Below are 17,668 nucleotides of genomic sequence, written 5' to 3' on the forward strand. Positions count from 1 at the left end.
CAGAACCCCTCGATATTCATAAAAGGTAAGTTCGGAGTACTTGGGATTCCACAGCGAAAATGAGTTTTCAAGTGGAATTGCATTTCTTTGAAAAAGAAATATAGCATGGAACTTAAGAAAATCTCATGTTGCGAAGCATTCGCCTTGGAATTCCATTGATTTTTTTGTTTCGTTTTTTTATCAAGAAAAAAATGAAAAAGACAGAAGAGAGGTAGCTAAAGTTTTATTTTTGGAGAAAAGTATATTTAATCGGACGACAGTGATTCCGGATTAATAACTCATCAATAAACAGCATGCCTAACAGCGTTTACAATTAACCATTGATAATTAGCCATTAATTCATATCTTTGTGAACGCAAATTTTTATTAAAAAAATCGAGCTTTTGCTCACAAAAAATAATAGGTATGGCACCGATAAAATCAAACATCATTTACACGCTAACGGACGAAGCGCCAATGTTAGCAACTCACTCTTTATTGCCAATTATTCGTGCATTTGGTAGTCAAGCAGGAATTGAATTTGAAACCAGAGATATTTCCTTAGCGGGAAGGATTTTGGCTCAATTTCCAGAATTATTAAGCAAGGAGCAACAAGTATCCGATGATTTGGCGGAGCTAGGCGGATTGGTAAAGAAACCAGAAGCAAACATTATTAAGTTGCCAAACATTTCTGCATCTGTAACGCAGATCAAAAAAGCAATTAGCGAGCTTCAATCTCAAGGCTACCCTTTACCTGATTACCCAGAAGAACCAAAGAATGACGAAGAAAAGGCTATTAAGTCAAAATATGATGTTGCAAAAGGAAGTGCTGTAAACCCAGTTCTACGTGAAGGAAATTCAGATCGTCGTGCGCCAAGAGCAGTAAAAGAATACGCTAAGAAAAACCCACACAGAATGGGAGCTTGGAGTTCTGACTCTAAAACGCATGTTGCTACAATGTCACACGGAGATTTCATGTCTAATGAAAAATCGGTAACCATTGACGGAGCAACAAAGGTAAAAATAGAATTGGATGCCAACGGAAACAAAACCGTTTTAAAAGACGATTTAGCATTGCTTGATGGTGAAGTAATCGACGCTACAGTGATGAGTAAAAAAGCATTGATCTCTTTCTTAGATGAACAAGTTAAAGATGCAAAGTCAAAAGATGTTTTATTCTCATTACACATGAAAGCAACGATGATGAAGGTTTCAGACCCTATCATCTTTGGTCATGCTGTAGAGACTTACTTCAAACCTGTTTTTGACAAACATGCAGCAACTTTTGATCAACTTGGTGTTGATGTTACGAACGGATTAGGAGATTTATTGAGCCGTATCGAAACTTTACCAGCAGATGAAAAAGCAGCGATTCAAAAAGATGTTGAAGCGGCAATGGAAAATGGTCCAGACATCGCAATGGTAAATTCTGACAAAGGAATTACAAACTTACACGTACCAAGTGACGTAATTATTGATGCTTCTATGCCAGCAATGATTCGTACATCTGGACAAATGTGGAACAAAGAAGGGAATCAGCAAGATACAAAAGCGGTAATTCCAGACAGTTCTTACGCTAATGTTTTCCAAGCTACCATCGACTTCTGTAAAGAGCATGGAGCATTTGATCCAACTACAATGGGAAGTGTTTCAAACATCGGTTTGATGGCACAAAAAGCAGAAGAATATGGTTCTCACGACAAAACGTTTGAAATTCCAGCAAATGGAACAGTGCGTGTAATCGATGCAAATGGAAACACATTAATCGAACACGAAGTTGAAGAAGGTGATATTTGGAGAATGTGTCAAGCGAAAGATGCACCTATTAGAGACTGGGTAAAACTAGCAATCAACCGTGCAAAAGCGAGTGGGCTTCCAGCAGTATTTTGGTTAGACGAAAAACGTGCACACGATAGAGAGTTAATTAAAAAAGTAACGACTTATTTAAAAGACCACGACACTTCTGGACTTGATATTCAAATCATGTCTCCATTCGATGCAACGATGTTCTCATTGAAGCGTGTAAAAGAAGGAAAAGACACAATTTCAGTTACTGGAAACGTATTGCGTGATTATTTAACGGATTTATTCCCAATTTTAGAATTAGGAACAAGTGCTAAGATGTTATCTATCGTTCCATTGATGAACGGAGGTGGACTTTTCGAAACTGGAGCGGGTGGTTCTGCGCCAAAGCACGTTGAGCAATTGGTTGAAGAAAATCACTTACGTTGGGATTCATTAGGTGAGTTTTTAGCATTGGCTGTTTCTTTAGAACACTATGCTGAAGTTACAGAAAACCCTAAAGCCAAAGTTATGGCAGAAGCTTTAGACAATGCAACGGTTAAATTATTGATGTCAGGAAAATCTCCTTCTCGTAAAGTAAACGAATTAGACAACCGAGGAAGTCACTTCTATTTAGCAATGTATTGGTCACAAGAATTAGCAGCACAATCGGCAGATGCAGATTTAAAAGCGAAATTCGAACCAATCGCAGCGAAATTAACTGAGAACGAAGATAAAATCGTTAAAGAACTGAATGAAGTACAAGGAAAAGCAGCGCCAATTGGAGGATACTACAATGCTCCAGAGGAAAACATTAATAATGTAATGCGTCCGAGTGAAACATTGAATGCAGTGTTGAAGTTTTAGTCTTCGAGAGCCTCAGACTGCAAATTAAAATTGAAATCTCATAGTATTCAATTTGTAGATCATAGATTTTAAAGTATATTTTTAAACACTCCGTAGTTTAAGTTCTGCGGGGTGTTTTTTTGGGCACCAATTCCGTCTACAGCTTTTAGTTTATTTATGATTTTAAGCAAACAATATCTTTTTAATAGGCTTCTAAAGTCGCCTCTAAAAAGGTTTGTTTACAAATTAAAATCATTTCATAAAGCTATCCGCTTTCGCCGGGGTGCAAGAACATCACTGTTCCAGCAAACATTAAAATAAAGAAAGTGTAATTCCCACAGAAATAGGAGTTAAGTCTGCGCTACCATCTGCAGTGAAGAGTGGCGAGAAATAATAAGCTCCGTAAAAAGCCCAATTTCTAATTCCGATGCGCACAGTCGCTCCGTAACGTAAAGGATTTGAATCAGGAAAACCATAATTTTTTGTGGCGTATTTCTTTCCATCGATGCGTTCAATCTGCTTAGAAAAGGAGTTCAATTGATATCCAATTTTTCCGCCAATCATAAACTTAAAATGTTTGTGACCTTTGGTTCTGAACCTTAACTCTAAAGGAATTTCAATGTAATTTGCTCCAAATTTTGAGCCTTTAGGTTCACTTCCTGCAGGAAAATCTGCTACTAAAGTTGTTTTATTATCTAAATCTCGTGTGAATTGTAATTTCGATCTGTTACTGAAATGACTGTAGCCAATTCCCCAACCAAAGCTCATGGTGTTAGCTTTAGTTAAAATAACATCAAACATTAAAGAAGCATTTACGCCAATGGATTGCCATGGACTAGAAAAGTAATCTCGATCGCCGTAAAAATCATTGTATACAACATCCACCATCAAACGATCATACTTACGGAGCTTTTCTTCCTCATAAGGTTTTAAACCACTGTAAAACCACATAACACCAGGACGAAAACGTGAATATAACCCTTCCTCTTCTGACTCATACTGACCAAAGGTTATAAAGGAATACAACATTAAAAAAAACAGAAGAATTAATTTTTTCATTTACTTTTTCTTTTTTCCCGTATAAAATTTTCAAATTTCCATGCAGATTTAACAGCTTCTTCAATAGACTTTTGAGCTTTCCAATTTAATATTTTATTGGCTTTATCGGCATTTGCATAAATCTCTGGAATATCACCCGATCTGCGTTCTCCAATAGAATACGGAAGCTGCTGTCCTGTAACTTTTTCAAAAACCTGTATCATTTCTAAAACACTGGTTCCTTTACCTGTACCAATATTATATATTTCAGGGTTTTGTTTGGCTTCGTTTGCTTTACTTAATGCCGCAACATGTGCTTCAGCGAGATCTTCAACATGGATATAGTCACGAATACATGTACCGTCTTTTGTATCATAGTCATCGCCAAAAACGGTTAACTCCTCTCTTATTCCAAATGCTGTTTGCGTTATAAATGGCAATAAATTATTTGGTTTTCCATCAGGTTCTTCTCCTATTTTTCCACTTTCATGAGCACCTATCGGATTAAAATAACGCAAAATAGTTGCTTGCACAAAGGGAGCGCTTTCTACAAACTGCGCAATCATTTCTTCATTTACTTTTTTTGTAAATCCATAAGGTGAATTATAGGACACGGGACTTTTTTCCACTACTGGAATTGTTTTTGGATCACCGTAAACCGTGCAGCTAGATGAAAACACAAAATTTTCAACCTTATATTGTTGTACCAATTCCAAAACACTAATTAAACTCCCAAAGTTATTATCAAAATATTTCAAAGGTTTTTGGGTTGATTCTCCAACGGCCTTATCTGCGGCAAAATGAATGACACCCTCAATATGAAATTGCTCAAAAACTCCTTTTAACCTAAACTCATCCTGACAAGCAACAGAGAAATAGATAATTTCTTGTGCCGTAAGTTCTTCTAAACGAAAAATAACATCTTTATGTGCATTTCTAAAATCATCAATAATAATTGGCGTATATCCGTTATTAATAAGCGCCAAGACCGTGTGTGAACCTATGTAACCAGCTCCACCAGTGACAAGAATGTACCGATTTTTCGTATTCATAATCCAAAAATAGGGATTTGAAACGGATTTACACTTAATTTAAGAAGCAACTTCATCAAGTTGAACAATATGTATTTGATTATCAAAAGCTGTTTTATAGCCTAGTTCATAAACCATCGTATATCTTTCTCCAGAAGGTGCATTAAATAAATGCGTATGAAATTTCATATTATAACCATGCGCCTCTAGAATATTTTGCGGTATAGCTGAGCTTCTATAAATCTTAAATAAATCTTTTAAAATCATTCGGTTCTTGTGTAAAACCCGATTAATACTATTCTCAACATGATTTTCATTTCTATATGTTTCGTTGTGATGGTGATTTTTACAGGAAACAGAACAAAACTTTTTATTCCGACGACCTTCAAATTCAGTTTTACAGTTGGGGCAAACCTTGGTTTTCATATATTGTGTAATTTTGTGTTCTTCGTTAGTACGCAACTTTAAATAAAAAGTTACCTTAAAACGCTTTTAAAACGATATGAAAACGCCAAAATTCGATTTTAAAAAACACCAAAACTACCAAAAGAGCTGGAAAATGCTTGTGCGTTTCATCATTTATGGCGCAGTCATTTCTTTTTTGATGTACCTCATTTTTTTCACTGAAAAAGCGTCACCTGAACCAACAAACGACGCTTCAGAAAAATATTATGAAGTGGATATTATTGAACCACAATCGGAATAAGTCCACGTAATCCCATATCCACAACTGTATCTCCATCTAAAGGTTCATAAATGTCATTACCTGCCGCATCAGACCATTCAAAACTATTGTTCACACTAAATGAAAGGTCAATAATAATGTCTTCGGATTCATTTCCAGTAACGGTAAACGGAGTTTCAAAGCCACCTGTTACTAAACAGCTTCCCGTTGGAATAGGAGAAGATTGAGCTAAGGGATTCGGTACCGTTGTTCCTGGTGCTTGTCCTTGAACAACAGTTGCAGGATAAAAAGAACCAATCGCTGGAGTTTCCCAAGCCCAATATCCTTGTAATTTATTAGCGTTAACGTTCACCGTTTTGGTTTTCACTTTGTGTGAAGTGATGTAGGTGTTAAATCCAACAAATGAAGCAATCGTACCTTTCAAATCGTAACCATTCGCTCTAAAATCGACATCGTAATTTTGGTAAGTTACAGAAACACGCGCCCAATTATAGTTACCCGGTGTAATTTGACTTAAAGGTTTTGAGAAAACTGTTTCCCCGTGGGCTACTTTCTTTAATTTATCGAAAATTACTGCGTTGTCACCACCTTCAGTTGTTTCCGCTCCATGGTATATCACCTCACCGTCTCCAACTTGTGTATAGGCTGATGGTGCAAGTTCAATATAATGAGCTGAAATACTGTTAAAGTCGGGAGTTTGTGCTGCATGACCTGCAGGTATAGTTGCTGGATTACCAAACCCATCCAAACGTTCTTGGTTCGGATCCATTTTCATTCTAAAAATAAGTTTTGGACCTGAATTCTCTTCCGGAAGAGGTTCATTTTTATCTTTGTCACAAGAGACAACACCTCCAATAATAAGTGCGAAAATTAAATGTTTGTAGTTCATAGCAAATGTTTTAGCGTTTATAATTTAACGTTATAAAAATACACTTATTTTTGTAGTTGAAGATTTCTCGTTTATTAATATCAAAAACAGAGCAATGATTACACCTTATAATGACGAGTATTTTATGCGCAAAGCATTAGCAGAAGCAGAAAAAGCTTTCGAGCTAGACGAAGTACCAATTGGTGCAGTAATCGTTGCCAACGATACCATTATCGCGAAAGGTCATAACCTCACAGAGCAATTAAATGATGTAACGGCTCATGCAGAAATGCAAAGTATAACAGCTGCTGCAGAAAATCTAGGTGGAAAATATTTAAAGAAATGCACCCTTTATGTAACGATGGAACCCTGTGTAATGTGCGCGGGAGCGCTAAACTGGTCACAAATCAGCAAGGTAGTTTTCGGAGCAAGCGATGAACGTCGTGGAGCATTGCGTTATGAAGGCATTTTTCATCCTTCTACAGAAGTTGTAGGTGGAGTTTTAGGTGAAGAATGTGGAGAGTTGGTGAAACAATTTTTTAAAAGTAAGCGGTAAACTGACTTCCCTACCTATTCTTATACTCCCTTGCTCTTTCTCTGTCCTTCTCATTCGTCTCCACAGGCGGACAACGGTTCGGATCTTTTCTGAATAACCACACAAATTTCAGTCGGAGCATTGCTGGGTAATACTGGCTAGAAAACCAGTGGATTGCTGGTGTACCTCCGTTCCATTCATGAATTCCCAAAACGGGCAATTCTATACTAGGTACAAAATAAAATCCTTTGTCTACACGCGGTTTTATTCCTAATCCCAACGAATAATGCAATTGTCCCAATATATCTCCTTGGAATTTCTCATCCACAGGAACATGGTATCCGTCATAGGCCATATTCCCAACCATTAAGGCATAGTCTAAATTTACACCAAGGGCATTATCTAAAAAGAAATGAGGGTTAAACTGATAAACACTGTGCGCACTAAATCTTCCATATAAATAACCGTTGTAGAACTTTCCCTCACCGTTTAAGTTACCAATTAGTGTGTCTCTTTCATCATATACACGTGTTTCAGAGAGTTCTCTCCCACCAAAAACCTTAAACCCGATTCCCCAATCATAATAATGTAGCCATTTTTTAGGTTTTTTGGTAATGTGAACCATTCCAATTTCAGCAAAAATTCCAATTCTGCTTTTAGCTTCTCTTGAAAAACGAAGTAAAGTATCATTTCCAGGAACAGAGGAGTTAATTTTATATTCATGTTCTTCTGCGCCCATCTTGGTAAATGTGTATGTTGGACCGAAAGACAACTGAATTCCGTGTCGCAAATAATCTCCAGTTACCCATCGGTATAACGGTTTGTGCAGACGTTGATTTCCGTAAAACTGTTTCTTTTTATTTTTCGGTGTGTATTGACCGAAAACCGGAATATTTAATACGACAAACAAAAATAAAATTAGCTTCGTTGTTTTCATTCTACCAAAGATAATATTTTTTCAATGACTTTTGGCTCATCCCATACATCATGAATGTCCTCCATTTTCATCACTTCATCCATTATTTTTCGTTGTTTATTTCCAGCAGCTAATGCTTCAGAATATGGAATATGACTAAAGGTTACCTGAGAATATAACGGCATCCATTTGTTGGGATACATGTCGCTAAACTTTCGTTCAATTTTCTTTCTTAACAGGAAATCTTCATCTCCTGCTAAATCGCGCATTTCAATATAGTTATACAATGCCAAGTCTGCAATTGCATTTCCATCAGCTACACGCTTTTCGCTATAAGTTGCCAAAAAATCTTCAGGCTTTCCCTTATAGTTTTCCATCAAGTCCATTAAAATCGTACAATCTTCCATTCCTGCATTCAAACCTTGACCATAAAAAGGAACAACAGCATGAGAAGCATCTCCAAGCAATAAAACTTTGTCTTCAAAATTCCATGGGTTACAGCGAATAGTAACTAACGTAGAGGTTGGATTTTCAAAAAAGTCTTTGGTTAAATTGGGTAAATACGGAAGCGTATCTGGGAATGTTTTCTCAAAGAAATCAACCACCTTTTCTTCCGTATCTAAACTTTCAAAAGATGTTTCTCCTTTCATCGGAAAGAACAAAGTCACAGTAAAGCTTCCGTCAAGATTCGGCAATGCAATCAACATAAATTCACCACGTGGCCAAATGTGCAAGCAGTTTTTATCAAAACAATGCGTTCCATCCTCATTGGCTGGAAAGTGTAGCTCTTTATATCCGTGTGGTAAATATTCTTGCGCATAATTAAACATCGGTGTTTTCTGAAGGCTTCCCCTTACCGCCGAAAAAGCACCATCAGTTCCAAAAATTTGTTGGTAATTGTACTTTTCTAGTGAATTTGTTGAAGTATTTTTAAAATGGATTTCATTTTTGTCCAACTCAATTCCTTCACAGGCATGGTCAAATCGATAGCGTATATTTTTATAATCATCCGCTAAGTTCATGAGCTTTTGATTTAACTGACCTCGCGAAACTGAATAAATCGCTTCATCTTCTTTTCCATACGGTTGATACGTTAAGTTGCCTTCAATATCATGCATCTTTCTTCCATACATAGGAATCGCAATAGATTTTATTTCATCTGCAAAGCCAGCGAGTTCTAACGCTTTAAACCCCCGATTTGACAACGCTAGATTAATTGATCTTCCACCAATTGCTTTTGCTTTTCGCAAATCAGGACGACGTTCAAAAACATCCACATTCATTCCCTTCTTGGCCAATAAAACAGCTAATAAACTCCCTACAAGACCAGCTCCAACGACAGCTACATTTTTTTCTTCCATAAAATATTTTCAATTAATCAAATACCAGCAAGCAGCTGATTTAGTTTATTTCCTCCAATTTCTACTGTATGTATTATCAAAGAAAACGCTCTTTTTTCGTTTGGCATTTTTCTTTCTGTGAAAAATAACCATCATTCGCCACAAGACCAAGCCGAGAATTAAAACAGCAAAAACCTGAACAATGAGCTCCATATATTCTGCGTCATTGTTAAGCTGACCAGAAAATCGTTTTTGTATTAAGTCTTGAACTTTCATGTTGTAAAATTACAAAATATCAATTACTTATCAATCTTCACGATAAAAGGTTCAATACATGCTTGTTTTCTTAAAATTCACTACTTTTAAGCATTCAGATCATTATCCATGAAGAAAAGAATAGATAAATCTTTAGCGTTTCGCGAAAAAGAATTCAACTTGAGACCTTGGCAACTAAAGGTTCAGGAAGTTATTTATGGAACTTATACCAAAACGGGTAAAGCATTTGATATTATTCTATTAATTATAATTCTGCTTTCGGTAGTTGTTGTAATGCTGGAAAGTGTAAGCTATTTAAACTTAAAATACAGACTTACTTTCATTACTATAGAATGGATAGTAACCGGTTTATTTACCATCGAATACATCCTCAGAATTGTTAGTTTGAGAAAACCGCTTTCTTACATTTTCTCGTTCATGGGATTAGTTGATTTATTTTCGATTCTTCCTTCTTATTTGAGTTTAATGGTTGATGGAACGGCAGCATTAATGATCCTTAGATCAATTCGATTCTTACGAATATTCAGAATATTGCGACTTTCTCGGTATATGTTAGGTGCGGACATCTTGGGTGAAGCTTTAAAAAATAGTCGCCATAAGATTACTGTATTCCTGATATCAATGTTAACGATCGTAATTATTCTGGGGGGATTAATGTATGTCATTGAGCCTTCCGAGGCAGGATTTACGAGTATTCCAAGGTCGGTATATTGGGCAATTATAACAATTACAACTGTTGGATATGGCGATATTGCACCCGTGACTCCCTTAGGTCAGGCGGTCGCTTCCTTTATAATGTTATTTGGTTATGCGATAATAGCGGTTCCTACAGGAATAGTTTCCTCGGAATTCACGAACATTAAAAGTGAAGGAATGAAAGCTTTTGAGTGCCCAAATTGCGGTGAAAAAGACCATAAAAAAGCAGCAAAATTTTGTAGAAGTTGTGGATACGAGTTTAAGGATTAGACACTTTTTTAAATAAATCCTAAAAAAGAAACTTTACAATATTCAGTATAATTAAAGCATAAAAAAGAATATTAGGCAACCATTTATTCTTGACCTCTAAATATGCAAACGGTAAAACAAACGGCAGAATAGCAGCACCAATCGTAAAGTAAAAATAGGTATCAAAAAATAGTAAAATAACAACACTCAAGCTAGCGGAAAATAGAAGCGCTATAAAAGTTACAGCAATTATTCTTTTAAATCTAATGGAACTTTTTAATCGGCGTTCAAGTATTTTTTTGTTAGCCAAGATTGCCAACACAATAATTACAATATGTGGTAAGAGAATTAAAAATTCACCAAAACGAGAAAAATTAAGGGTTGAATCAAAGTCGAAGAATTCATCTATAAAATAAGGATTCACGAGCACTATCCACAAAAAGGGAAAAATAAGCGCAACTAATGGCAAAAGATATTCTCGAAAAACAAAAGGTCTAATCGTAAATAAACCAAACCAAATTACAAAAATAAACAAGAAATATACTGGTAAAAAAGTAGCAGCAATCCCCAAGAAAAGTCCGCTTAAAAAAGTATGGTTACGCGCATCGTCGTTTTGTCGAATGCTGAGCAACTGATTAAAAGCTAAAATGAAAAAAAGGTGTCCTAATAAATCTTCACCAAAACGTAAACTTATGGGAAAAAGAAAAACCAATAAAACATAAATTATACTTGGCAAATAATTGAATTTATCGTAGAACTCTAAACTATTAAAAACAAAATTCAATAAAATTGCATTAATACAAATAAAAACGATGGCTAACAACTTGGAATAAAATGGAGGTAAAGCATTAAAATCAAGGTTCCATAAATTCTCTTGACCAATAGCGAGCATATTAAATGCGGGAAAAAGTAATCCATCATCATGTGAAGCACTACAAAAACAGGTACAAGAATGAGTATAAAAGACTGGTTATTGGCAAAATACTTTATCATGTAATGGAATAGTTTTATAAATTACAAATGTATCGAATTGAGTAGATAAATATAGGGTTTTTGGCGTTTCAATTATAAAAATCTTATATTTGTAGCAATAATATAAATGTTATGACTTATACAGAAATAGTTGAAGCGACAGGTGACGGACTTTTATGGACGACAGAAATCTTGTTTGAAAATGTGGGAAACATTTTTAATTATGGTGTAATTGTATTAGGATTTGTAGGCTTATTTATTTGGCTTCGTTTACAAGCTAAATATAATAGAGAAGCAGCTAACAATCCTCAGAAATTCAAATAAACGCATACTAACAAACTGTAAACTAGCATCTATTCTAGTTTGTACGCGTTATTTGTTCAAGGACGTCCTCTACTTTTATAAGGTGAATATCTTCTAATTGTGGAGGTTTTTTTGTATCTGCTGTTAAAGCGATGCTATTTTTCCCAATTGGTGCCCATCTTCCTGGATGCATAGGCCTTAAATCTGTATATAAACCAATCGCCTTTATTCCCAAAACCGCTGCTATATGTAACGGACCCGTACTACAAGCCACTAAAGCATCACATTGAGATATGAAGGTAATAAATTCGCCTAGGCTACTTCTACCAGAAATATCTATAATACTATCATTATCAGGTAAAAACGAACGAAATTGTTTCCCTTCCTTTTCCGTACCAGAAAAATACACTGTATACTCTTTTGCAACTAATCTATGCGCCAATTCAATATAATTTTCTATTGGCCATTCAACTGCAGACCCCTGTGATTTTGTGTGCAGAATTATCTTTTTTTGAGGTCTTTCAAGACATTTTTTTAAAAATCCATTAAGAGACACCTTTGGTTTAAATTCAGTCATTAATTCCTTTATCTCATCTATACTCGGCAATTGATTGACTCCAGCATTCTCCAATAAAGAAAAGTTCAATTGAGCTTCATGCTTATCTGATTTTTTCCGTGTGAAATTAGGGCGAACATTACAAGTAGTAAGGTGATATAATCGATGGGAAGTTCCAATTCTGAAAGGGATTTTAGCCTTATTAGCTAGGCGAGCTAAATGTTTATTAGGGAAAACATGAATAAACACATCTACATCTCTCTCTGCTAAAAGCGTAGCTTGTTTTTCCATAGAAAAAGCTTCCCATTCATTCAACTCAACAATATGGTCAATAAATGGAAAACATTGCAACACTTCAACGGTATAAGACTTACCTAGAAAAATAATTTTCGTATCCTCAAAATTTGCTTTTATCCAGCTACATATAGGTAGCGTTAGTATCACATCACCAATACTATCCGTTCTACTGATGAGAATTGTTTTTCGATTAAGATCAATTACCTTCATGTTGTAAACGAATTAATTCCTTGTATTTAAAAATATTTGATTGGGCAGAAATTCGAGCAATGTGAAATCCGGCCTTACCATCAAGAAAGCCAAGTTTTATAAAATACATTGCGACAAATCTACCAAAAGCAGAAATGTATGGCTTCAAAGGACCAACACGTTTTCCATTGGCGAACATTTTCTTTGCAGTTAATGCTGAATATTTGTCTGCCCTTTCCCTGTGCTCTTTGTGGTTATAATAGGAATAATGGAACAGATGTCCTTTCAACAATTGAGGAGAAGGGTTCCCATCAATAACAAGTTCTTCATGTACAAAAGCACCTTGCCATTCACTTTTCGATTTCGGGAAAACACGTGTTTTAACATCTGGATACCATCCTGAATGTTTAATCCATTTACCACAATAATTTGTCAGCCGATTGACGGAATAAACCCCTACAAAGCCTTTTTCTTTTTGAATTAAAATTTGCTCTTGCAATTCCTTATCTGGCGCTTCATCAGCATCTACAGAAAATATATATTCGTGTGTGGCCAATTGATTCAAATAATTTTTAGCGTTGGCATATCCTTTCCATTCTCTTTGCACCAAGCGAACGCCCTTTTGTTTACACAATTCTACCGTTTGATCTGTTGAAAAAGAATCCAATACGATTATCTCATCTGAAACTGGGCGCAAAGCATCAATACATCTTTCAATATTACGCTCCTCGTTGAAGGTGATAATTGTAGACGATAACTTCTTGTTCATTATAAACGAGTTTAGCCCACAAAGTTAAATGAAATTCAATAAGAAAAGCTGCACCTTTATGGTACAGCTTTAATTTTTTCTCTTTTGCAAGCTGAGAGGTTTAATTTGTTATTAATTAATTTCTTTTATAAATATACGAGAAAAATCTAATTGTTCAACCTCATTGGTAACAAATTTTCTAACTTTTAAGTTGACCATCGTTACAAAATCATCGGTAACTAGCGGCATTACTGCGGCATCGTCGATTAATATTTGGTCGCATTTTGCAAACAATTTCATTCTTTCCTCCTCATTTGTTTCGGCTAACGCTGATTCAAAAGTTTTATCGAACTCATCATTTTTATATTTAAAAGGGTTAATGGTTGTGCTTCCATGATCGATATTACCACTATAAAACAAGTTTAAGAAGTTCTCTGGATCTGGATAATCGGCAACCCAACCTGAACGCCAGAAAATAGCGTCTCCAGACTGTATTTTTTCTTCACGTTCATTAAATTCAACTAATTCAATCTCTATGTCTACTCCTAAATTTTCTTTTAAAGCTGATTTAACTGCTTGAGCGAGTTTATGACCTCCAGAGCCTTCGAGCGCATTTACATACACAGCAACTTTTGGAAAATTCTTCCCGTTGGGATAGCCTGCTTTCTTCATTAACTCTTGAGCGGCCGCTACATCATAGGAATATCCGTTCACATCATTTATTGGATAACCCTTCATTTTAGGAACGAATCCATTCAAAGTAGGCCAACCTTCACCTGATAAATAGTTATCTATAATTGACTTTCTATCAACAGCCATATTGAAAGCTCGACGCACTTCTTTTTTAGAAAAAACTTCACTTTCATGTGCAAAACCATAGTAAGTAATACTCATACTTGCTTTTGAATCTACAATATGCTTCACGTTTTCACCAAGTTGCGCTTCGTTTAATGTACCTAAAACATTTTCAACTTCTTCTACAGGGATGTCCAAAACTAAATCAATTTTCTCTTCTCTAAAAGAAAGTAATTCATCTGTTTTATCTTTACTGTAAGTCATTGTAACCGTTTCTAAAAATGGCAATGGGTTTCCAAAGTCATCTTTATCCCAGTAATTGTTATTTCTTTTTAAAACGATTTTATCATCTTGAAAAACATCCAATTTAAACGCTCCTGTTCCAACAGCGTGTTTTTTAAAATCTTCTCCATATTTTTCGATAGCCTCTTTGGGGAACACAGCTAAACCACTATGTGTTAGTACTTTTTTGAATCCTGAGAAAGGCTTTTCTAACTCTATTTCTAAAGTTAATGAATCAACAACTCTTAAACCTTCCACGTGATCAACTTTGCCTTCATAATAATCAGCAGCTCCTAAGATTTTGTCCTTAACCAAATAAGCCAAGTCGTTATTCTCACTATTAGAGCATGCAAGTTCAAACACATATTTGAAGTCATTTGCCGTTACTTTTCTTCCTTTTCCGTTTTCAAAGCACGGATCATCGTGGAAAAAAACATCATCTCTTAAATGAAAAGTAAATAAGGTAGATGTTTCATTTACCTCTGTCTTTTTTGCCAAAGCAGGAACCAAATCGGTACTTGATGCATCTATTTTTAATAATCCTTCATAAATCTGCATCACAATTCGAGTGGAATAAACATCCGTACTTTCTAAAGGGTGCAGTGAATTAACCTTTTCATTCGACATGAATCTGAAATTGCCTCCGTACCTAACACCACCCTTGGCGGTAATAACTCCTTCGGCATCTGGAGTAGACTGATCTTTACAGCTGAAAAACAGGATAGTAAGAATTAGTAAAGCAAATAGTTTATTAGACATAACGTGTAGATTTTCATGAGCGTTGCACAAATATAGAAATTTGACCCAATATATGCACGACAATAGCAAGTAAATATTATCTATTTCATATAAGTTTCAATTAATACCCAAGTTCTCTTCTCACACGATACAAGGTTTTATGGGCAATTTTTCTGGCTTTTTCTGCTCCTTGACTTAAAATTGCATCAATTTCATCTTTGTTTTCCATAAAATAAGTAAAACGCTCTCTTTGTTCCTTAAATTTTGTAATTATTAAATCGTAAAGCGCTTGTTTCGCATGTCCATATCCAAAATTCCCTCCTTTATACTGATTTGCTAAAGTAACTGCTTCTTCTTTTGTCGCCAACAATTTATAAATGGCAAATACATTACAAGTTTCAGGATCTTTTGGCTCTTCCATAGGCGTACTGTCCGTCTCAATCTTCATTACTTGTTTGCGCAATTGTTTATCAGAAAGAAAAATATTAATATAATTATTTCTTGATTTACTCATTTTTCCACCATCAGTTCCTGGAATTAATTGCGTGTTCTCCTCCACCTTAGCTTCGGGAATTACAAGTAGCTCCTTTTTTGTGCTCAGGTTTAATTTTTGAGCTACGTCTCTAGTCATTTCGATATGTTGCATTTGATCTTTTCCTACAGGAACTTCATCTGCGTCGTATAATAAAATATCTGCAGCCATTAACATTGGATAGTTAAATAGCCCTGCATTGATATCCTCCGTTCTTCCTGCTTTATCTTTAAAAGAGTGTGCCAACGTTAGCCGTTGATATTGGAAATGACACATTAAATACCAAGCCAATTCTGTTACTTCAGGAACATCACTTTGTCGATAGAAAACTGTTTTTTCTGGATTTAAACCAAAAGCCAACCATGCCGCGGCTACTCCATACGTATTCCCCTTTAAAGTTTCTCCATCTTTAATGGAGGTTAAAGAATGTAAATCGGCAATAAACAAGAAAGATTCATTACCACTTGAATTTGACATGTTTATAGCAGGCATAATAGCTCCCAATAAATTACCTAAATGCGGAACGCCTGTACTTTGAATTCCAGTTAAAACTCGTGCCATGTTAATTTTATGTTTTATTTGATTAAAATGAATTACAAAAATAAACTTTTGTTGAAGACTTCGACAAAATATATATATTTGGTGCGCATAATAAAGAGAATGAAATACATAACAGGGACGTTATATTACTTGTGGAAAATTTATATTGGGATTGCCTTTGCATTCACCCTAGTCATTTTCTATCCAATTTTACTTTTCTTTATTTACAATTCTTCTTTAAAACAATTTACTTTTAGGGTTAACATTTGTTGGTCGAGATGTATGCGTATTTTATGTTTTTACGCAGTGGAGGAAACTTTTGAAGATGCTAAAATAAAAGGTCCATTTGTTTTAGTGGCCAATCACAGCTCTTATTTAGACATATTTTTACTTTACAGTATTTTACCGCATCATCAGTTTCTTTTTATGGGAAAAAGTGAAATTCTTAAATATCCACTGGTCAAAACCTTTTTTAAAGGACTTAATATTCCCGTAGATCGAAGTAGTTCAATTAAATCTGCGAGAGCTTTCATTCAGGCAAGAAAAGAAATTAACAAGAATTGGAGCATTGTAATTTTTCCAGAAGGAGGAATACCGGATGACGCTCCTCAACTTGCGCCTTTTAAAAGTGGTGCATTTCAATTAGCTCAAGCAGCCAAATGTCCTATTCTTCCCATCACTTTTATTAACCATTACTATTTATTTTCAGATCCAGATACATTTTGTGCTCCGGCAAAACCAGGATTAGCAAAAGTCCATATTCATTGCATGATAAGCGCTCATGAAGTAGTTGAAAGTGATGTTGAAACGTTAAAAGAAAAAACATATCGTTTAATCAAATCGCAATTACCACAAAAGAATGCTTAAATTTGCATGTATAATGAAATGAATCATGGAAATAAAAGACGAATTAATTGATCACATTGCACATTTAGCCCGACTTTCCTTTACAGGAGCCGACAAAACTGCCATAAAGAAAGACCTAGGTAATATTGTTGACTTTATGGGTCAGCTTAATGCAATAGATACTAAAAACGTAGAACCGCTTATTTATATGTCTGAAGAAATCAATGTGCTTAGGTCAGATGTTCCAAAACAAGACATTAGCCATGAAGAAATCTTAAAAAATGCACCTAAGAAAGATTCAGATTATTTTAGAATTCCAAAAGTATTGGATAAAACCATAGATTAATGCGACACTTATTTTTCTTATTTCTTACTGTTACTTTATTTTCATGCAACAACAATAATGCGCTATGTGATTGTGTTGAAGCTGGAGAAGAAGTCAATAGAATTTCGGCGTCATTTTTTGACCGTACGCCAACACAAGCAGGAAAAGACAGTTTAGTGCAAGCTAAAAAACACAGAGACGAAATTTGTGCGCCTTTCCAAGAAATGATGCCCAAGGAGCTACATAAAAAAGCTGCAGAATGTGAGAGCTTAGAATTTACAGGCGAATTGAAATAATCAACAAC

General features: G+C 35.3%; 20 protein-coding genes. 8 read left to right on the forward strand and 12 right to left on the reverse strand.

The genetic code is table 11. The features are described 5' to 3' along the window. Window positions 1-405 precede the first annotated feature (405 nt). On the forward strand, window positions 406-2,628 hold the full coding sequence (locus CW751_RS00950) for an NADP-dependent isocitrate dehydrogenase (protein ID WP_101333081.1): 2,223 nt from the start codon (window positions 406-408) through the stop codon (window positions 2,626-2,628). Window positions 2,629-2,919: 291 nt separating this feature from the next. Here the strand turns inward: CW751_RS00950 and CW751_RS00955 are convergent, their stop codons facing one another. From CW751_RS00955 to CW751_RS00965, 3 genes are read right to left on the reverse strand one after another with little or no spacing between them, the layout of a single operon-like run. After that, on the reverse strand, window positions 2,920-3,666 hold the full coding sequence (locus tag CW751_RS00955) for an outer membrane beta-barrel protein (RefSeq protein ID WP_101333082.1): 747 nt from the start codon (window positions 3,664-3,666) through the stop codon (window positions 2,920-2,922). Then, complete coding sequence (galE, locus tag CW751_RS00960) at window positions 3,663-4,697, reverse strand: UDP-glucose 4-epimerase GalE (protein WP_101333083.1); 1,035 nt, start codon at window positions 4,695-4,697, stop codon at window positions 3,663-3,665. Before galE ends, CW751_RS00955 begins: the two co-directional genes overlap by 4 nt. A 39-nt stretch (window positions 4,698-4,736) precedes the next feature. After that, window positions 4,737-5,102: a hypothetical protein gene (locus CW751_RS00965; RefSeq protein WP_133122092.1), complete on the reverse strand. Its 366-nt coding sequence runs from the start codon at window positions 5,100-5,102 to the stop codon at window positions 4,737-4,739. A 76-nt stretch (window positions 5,103-5,178) separates the two neighbouring features. On the opposite strand from CW751_RS00965, the gene CW751_RS00970 reads away from it, so the two are divergent. Then, on the forward strand, window positions 5,179-5,382 hold the full coding sequence (locus tag CW751_RS00970; protein WP_101333085.1) for a hypothetical protein: 204 nt from the start codon (window positions 5,179-5,181) through the stop codon (window positions 5,380-5,382). Here CW751_RS00970 and CW751_RS00975 read toward each other — a convergent pair. Continuing rightward, window positions 5,360-6,250 carry a hypothetical protein gene (locus CW751_RS00975; protein WP_101333086.1) on the reverse strand — a complete coding sequence of 297 codons (891 nt, stop codon included), beginning with the start codon at window positions 6,248-6,250 and terminating at the stop codon, window positions 5,360-5,362. The genes CW751_RS00970 and CW751_RS00975 overlap by 23 nt on opposite strands. Before the next feature lie 94 nt (window positions 6,251-6,344). Here CW751_RS00975 and CW751_RS00980 point away from each other — a divergent pair, with 94 nt between their 5' ends. Continuing rightward, window positions 6,345-6,785, forward strand: coding sequence for a nucleoside deaminase (locus CW751_RS00980; RefSeq protein ID WP_101333087.1), 441 nt, complete (start codon window positions 6,345-6,347; stop codon window positions 6,783-6,785). Window positions 6,786-6,795: 10 nt separating this feature from the next. On the opposite strand, the gene CW751_RS00985 is transcribed toward CW751_RS00980, so the two are convergent. The 3 genes from CW751_RS00985 to CW751_RS00995 are packed head-to-tail and all read right to left on the reverse strand — an operon-like array spanning window position 6,796 to window position 9,296. Continuing rightward, on the reverse strand, window positions 6,796-7,701 hold the full coding sequence (locus CW751_RS00985; RefSeq protein WP_101333088.1) for a hypothetical protein: 906 nt from the start codon (window positions 7,699-7,701) through the stop codon (window positions 6,796-6,798). Continuing rightward, window positions 7,698-9,041, reverse strand: coding sequence for an FAD-dependent oxidoreductase (locus tag CW751_RS00990; RefSeq protein ID WP_101333089.1), 1,344 nt, complete (start codon window positions 9,039-9,041; stop codon window positions 7,698-7,700). The genes CW751_RS00985 and CW751_RS00990 overlap by 4 nt, the downstream gene beginning before the upstream one ends. A gap of 45 nt (window positions 9,042-9,086) precedes the next feature. Continuing rightward, window positions 9,087-9,296, reverse strand: coding sequence for a hypothetical protein (locus CW751_RS00995; protein ID WP_101333090.1), 210 nt, complete (start codon window positions 9,294-9,296; stop codon window positions 9,087-9,089). A gap of 108 nt (window positions 9,297-9,404) precedes the next feature. Here CW751_RS00995 and CW751_RS01000 point away from each other — a divergent pair, with 108 nt between their 5' ends. Continuing rightward, on the forward strand, window positions 9,405-10,262 hold the full coding sequence (locus CW751_RS01000) for an ion transporter (protein WP_101333091.1): 858 nt from the start codon (window positions 9,405-9,407) through the stop codon (window positions 10,260-10,262). Window positions 10,263-10,281: 19 nt separating this feature from the next. Here CW751_RS01000 and CW751_RS01005 read toward each other — a convergent pair whose 3' ends face one another. Continuing rightward, entirely contained in the window at window positions 10,282-11,133 is an 852-nt protein-coding gene (locus CW751_RS01005; RefSeq protein ID WP_101333092.1) for a hypothetical protein, read from the reverse strand. 212 nt (window positions 11,134-11,345) lie between these two features. Here CW751_RS01005 and CW751_RS01010 point away from each other — a divergent pair, with 212 nt between their 5' ends. After that, entirely contained in the window at window positions 11,346-11,537 is a 192-nt protein-coding gene (locus CW751_RS01010; protein WP_101333093.1) for a hypothetical protein, read from the forward strand. Between the two features lie 34 nt (window positions 11,538-11,571). Here the strand turns inward: CW751_RS01010 and CW751_RS01015 are convergent, their stop codons facing one another. From CW751_RS01015 to trpS, 4 genes are all read right to left on the reverse strand, one after another. After that, window positions 11,572-12,579: a glycosyltransferase family 9 protein gene (locus tag CW751_RS01015; protein ID WP_101333094.1), complete on the reverse strand. Its 1,008-nt coding sequence runs from the start codon at window positions 12,577-12,579 to the stop codon at window positions 11,572-11,574. Then, the gene (locus CW751_RS01020; RefSeq protein WP_101333095.1) at window positions 12,566-13,327 is read right to left on the reverse strand and encodes a glycosyltransferase family 2 protein; all 762 of its coding nucleotides are present in this window, start codon (window positions 13,325-13,327) and stop codon (window positions 12,566-12,568) included. The genes CW751_RS01015 and CW751_RS01020 overlap by 14 nt, the downstream gene beginning before the upstream one ends. 111 nt (window positions 13,328-13,438) lie before the next feature. Then, window positions 13,439-15,142 carry a peptide ABC transporter substrate-binding protein gene (locus CW751_RS01025; protein WP_101333096.1) on the reverse strand — a complete coding sequence of 568 codons (1,704 nt, stop codon included), beginning with the start codon at window positions 15,140-15,142 and terminating at the stop codon, window positions 13,439-13,441. A 100-nt stretch (window positions 15,143-15,242) separates the two neighbouring features. After that, window positions 15,243-16,214, reverse strand: a complete 972-nt coding sequence (trpS, locus tag CW751_RS01030; protein ID WP_101333097.1) for a tryptophan--tRNA ligase — start codon at window positions 16,212-16,214, stop codon at window positions 15,243-15,245. A gap of 99 nt (window positions 16,215-16,313) precedes the next feature. Between trpS and CW751_RS01035 the strand changes: the two genes are divergently transcribed. Genes CW751_RS01035 through CW751_RS01045 form a run of 3 tightly spaced genes read left to right on the forward strand, consistent with a single transcriptional unit; the run spans window position 16,314 to window position 17,660 of the window. Continuing rightward, window positions 16,314-17,060, forward strand: coding sequence for a lysophospholipid acyltransferase family protein (locus tag CW751_RS01035; RefSeq protein ID WP_165779184.1), 747 nt, complete (start codon window positions 16,314-16,316; stop codon window positions 17,058-17,060). 25 nt (window positions 17,061-17,085) lie between these two features. Next, window positions 17,086-17,385 carry an Asp-tRNA(Asn)/Glu-tRNA(Gln) amidotransferase subunit GatC gene (gene gatC, locus CW751_RS01040; protein ID WP_101333099.1) on the forward strand — a complete coding sequence of 100 codons (300 nt, stop codon included), beginning with the start codon at window positions 17,086-17,088 and terminating at the stop codon, window positions 17,383-17,385. Beyond that, complete coding sequence (locus tag CW751_RS01045) at window positions 17,385-17,660, forward strand: hypothetical protein (RefSeq protein ID WP_101333100.1); 276 nt, start codon at window positions 17,385-17,387, stop codon at window positions 17,658-17,660. Before gatC ends, CW751_RS01045 begins: the two co-directional genes overlap by 1 nt. Window positions 17,661-17,668: the final 8 nt, after the last annotated feature.

This window comes from Brumimicrobium salinarum (assembly GCF_002844555.1).
Taxonomy (GTDB): domain Bacteria; phylum Bacteroidota; class Bacteroidia; order Flavobacteriales_D; family Crocinitomicaceae; genus Brumimicrobium; species Brumimicrobium salinarum.